Origin of the sequence: Streptomyces sp. HSW2009, assembly GCF_040240285.1 — a bacterium.
GTDB lineage: Bacteria > Actinomycetota > Actinomycetes > Streptomycetales > Streptomycetaceae > Streptomyces.
Genome location: NZ_JBEHZD010000721.1, coordinates 1 through 3267, shown reverse-complemented (window position 1 = coordinate 3267; position 3267 = coordinate 1). Strand labels below are relative to the sequence as shown.

At 74.7% G+C, this 3267-nt stretch carries 4 protein-coding genes; all 4 read left to right on the top strand.

The window, feature by feature from the left end; all coding sequences use genetic code 11:
* Positions 1-195 (top strand): hypothetical protein (locus AAHZ94_RS31290; protein WP_349997093.1); only part of this gene is annotated, 195 nt, incomplete at its 5' end.
* Positions 192-839 carry a PIG-L deacetylase family protein gene (locus AAHZ94_RS31285; RefSeq protein ID WP_349997092.1) on the top strand — a complete coding sequence of 216 codons (648 nt, stop codon included), beginning with the start codon at positions 192-194 and terminating at the stop codon, positions 837-839. The genes AAHZ94_RS31290 and AAHZ94_RS31285, both read left to right, overlap by 4 nt.
* Positions 840-842: 3 nt before the next feature.
* The gene (locus AAHZ94_RS31280; protein WP_349997091.1) at positions 843-1877 is read left to right on the top strand and encodes an NAD-dependent epimerase/dehydratase family protein; all 1035 of its coding nucleotides are present in this window, start codon (positions 843-845) and stop codon (positions 1875-1877) included.
* A complete protein-coding gene (locus AAHZ94_RS31275; protein ID WP_349997090.1) occupies positions 1865-3148 on the top strand; it encodes a DUF4910 domain-containing protein in 1284 nt (427 codons plus the stop codon). The genes AAHZ94_RS31280 and AAHZ94_RS31275 overlap by 13 nt, the downstream gene beginning before the upstream one ends.
* The last annotated feature ends 119 nt before the right edge of the window (positions 3149-3267 follow it).

The window sequence follows — 3267 nt, the reverse complement described above, 5'->3', positions numbered from 1 at the left end:
GCCCCCCCGGCCCCCGCGGCCGGGGGGGGGGGGCGGGCCCCGGCCCCCCCCCCCGGCCCCCGCCGCGGGGGCCGGGGGGGGGGGGGGCGGGCCCCCCCCCGGCGCCCCCGCCGGGGGGGGGGGGGGGCGGGGGCCGGCGCGCCGCCCGACGCGCTGGGCGGCGCGGGCCGGGCGGCCGGGGCGGGGGCCGCGTGATCCGGCTCGGCACCGGCCGCCTTGAGCGGCTGGTCGCGGTGGGCGCGCACTGTGACGACATCGCCATCGGCGCCGGCGGCACGCTGCTCGCGATGTGCCTGGCCCGCCCCGGCCTGCGGGTGGACGCGCTGGTGCTCTCCGGCGGTGGCGGCGAACGCGAGCAGGAGGAACAGGCCGCGCTCACCGCCTTCTGCCCCGGCGCCGACCTGCACCTGACCGTCCTGAAGCTGCCGGACGGGCGGCTGCCCACGCACTGGGACGAGGCGAAGGCCGCGGTGGAGGAGTTGCGCGCGCGGACCGAGCCCGATCTGGTCCTCGCCCCGCGCACCGACGACGCGCACCAGGACCACCGCGGCCTGGCACAGTTGGTGCCCACCGCCTTCCGCGACCACCTGGTGCTCGGCTACGAGATCGTCAAGTGGGACGGCGACCTCGGCCGCATGGTCGCCTACCAGCCGCTCTCGCCCGAGATCGCCGAGGAGAAGGTGCGGCTGCTCCAGGCGCACTACTCCTCGCAGCGCCACCGGCCCTGGTACGACCGTGAGGCGTTCCTCGGCCTCGCCCGCATCCGCGGCATCGAATGTCACGCGCGCTACGCCGAGGCGTTCGCCGTCGCCAAACTCACTCTCGATCTGGGGGACTGAACCTTGCGCGTGTTGCTGACCGGACACCAGGGCTACCTGGGCACCGTCATGGCCCCGGTACTGGCCGAGGCCGGGCACGAGGTCGTCGGCCTGGACTCCGGCCTGTTCGCCGACTGCGTCCTGGGCCCGGCGCCCGACGACCCGGCCGGGCACCGGGTGGACCTGCGCGACGTCACGGCCGAGCACGTGGCCGGCGTGGACGCGGTGATCCACCTGGCCGCGCTGTCCAACGACCCACTGGGGGCGCTGGCCCCCGACCTGACCTACGACATCAACCACCACGCGTCCGTCCGGCTGGCCAAGCTGGCCAGGGACGCGGGGGTGCGGCGCTTCCTGTACGCGTCGACCTGCTCGGTGTACGGCGCGGCCGGCGGGGACGAGTTGGTGACCGAGGACGCCCCGCTGCGCCCGGTGACCCCGTACGCGGAGTCCAAGGTGCGGGTGGAGGACGACCTCCAGGCGCTGGCCGACGACGACTTCAGCCCGGTGTACCTGCGCAACGCCACCGCCTTCGGCCACTCGCCGCGGCTGCGCGCCGACATCGTGCTGAACAACCTGGTGGGCCACGCGCTGCTGTCCGGCCAGGTGCTGGTGCTCTCGGACGGCACGCCGTGGCGTCCGCTGGTGCACGCCGCCGACATCGCCCGGGCCTTCACGGCCGCGCTGGACGCGCCGCGCGATGCGGTGCACGGCCGGGCGTTCAACATCGGCAGCGAGGTCAACAACGTCACGGTGGCCGAGATCGCCGAGCAGGTCGCCGAGGCGGTGCCGGGCTCGGAGGTGGTCATCACCGGGGAGACGGGTGCCGACCCGCGCTCCTACCGGGTGGACTTCGCCCGCTTCCGGGCCGCGATCCCCGGCTTCGACTGCGTGTGGACGGTGCGCCAGGGCGCGGCCGAACTCGCCGACGCCTACCGCAAGCACGGCCTGACCAGGGAGGACTTCGAACAGCGCTTCACCCGGCTGGCGGTGCTGCGCGCGGCCCGTAGCGCGGACGGTTCCGGTGCCGTGGACGACACCCTGCGGTGGCGCCGGTGACCCCCGTGGGCGAGCAGATGCACGCACTGGTGGAGCGGCTGTACCCGCTGTGCCGGAGCATCACGGGCGACGGGGTGCGCGCCACCTTGGCGATCGTGGACGAGTACCTGCCGCTCCAGGTGCACGAGGTGCCCACCGGCACGGAGGTGTTGGACTGGACGGTGCCCCAGGAGTGGAACATCCGGGACGCGTACGTGGCCGACGCCACCGGCCGCCGGGTGATCGACTTCGCCGCCTCCAGCCTGCACGTGCTCGGCTACAGCGTGCCGGTGGCGACGAAGATGCCCCTGGCCGAGCTCCGCGCGCACCTGCACACCCTGCCCGACCACCCGTCCTGGGTGCCGTACCGCACCAGCTACTACGCGCCGCAGTGGGGCTTCTGCCTGGCCCAGGAGGTGTTGGACGCGCTGCCCGAGGGCGAGTACGAGGTGCGCATCGACTCCACGCTGGCGGACGGCCACCTCACCTACGCCGAGCACGTGGTGCCCGGGCAGGTCGCCGAAGAGGTGCTGGTCTCCTGCCACGTGTGCCACCCGTCGCTGGCCAATGACAACCTGGCGGGCATCGCGGTAGCGGTGTTCCTGGCCAGGGCGCTGGCGGCGGAGCAACCCTGGTACACCTACCGGTTCGTGTTCGCGCCCGGCACCATCGGGGCGATCACCTGGCTGGCGCGCAACGCGGAGCGCATCGACCGCGTCAAGCACGGGCTGGTGCTCGCCTGCGCCGGGGACCGGGGCCAGGTGACGTACAAGCAGAGCAGGCGCGGGGACGCGGAGATCGACCGGGTGCTGCGGCACGTGCTGCGCGAGTCCGGGCGCCCGCACGAGGTACGGGAGTTCACGCCGTACGGCTATGACGAGCGGCAGTACTGCTCGCCCGGCTTCAACCTCGGCGTGGGCTCGCTCAGCCGCACCCCCTACGCCGGCTATCCGGAGTACCACACCTCGGCCGACGATCCGGACTTCGTCTCGGCCGAGGCGATGGCGGACACCCTGGCGCTGTGCCGCGAGGCGTTCGGCGTCCTGGACGGCAACCGGCGGTACCTCAACCTCAGCCCGTACGGTGAGCCGCAGTTGGGCCGGCGCGGGTTGTACGACTCGCTGGGTGGGCGCAGCGACGCCAAGCAGGCCCAGCTAGCCATGTTGTGGGTGCTCAGCCTGGCCGACGGGGAGCACGACCTGTTGGAGGTGGCCGAGCGGTCCGGGCTGCCGTTCCCCACCGTCGCCGGGGCGGCCGACGCGCTGCACGGCGCCGGGCTCCTCAAGGCATGAGGGCGATGGCCACCGAGCGGGAGGAGACGGCGACCGCGGCGGCCCGGCCCGGGCCCGGCGCCGCGGCCGGGCCCGGCGGGGCTGACGGCGCCGCCGGGTCTCGTGGCGCGGGTGGGTCC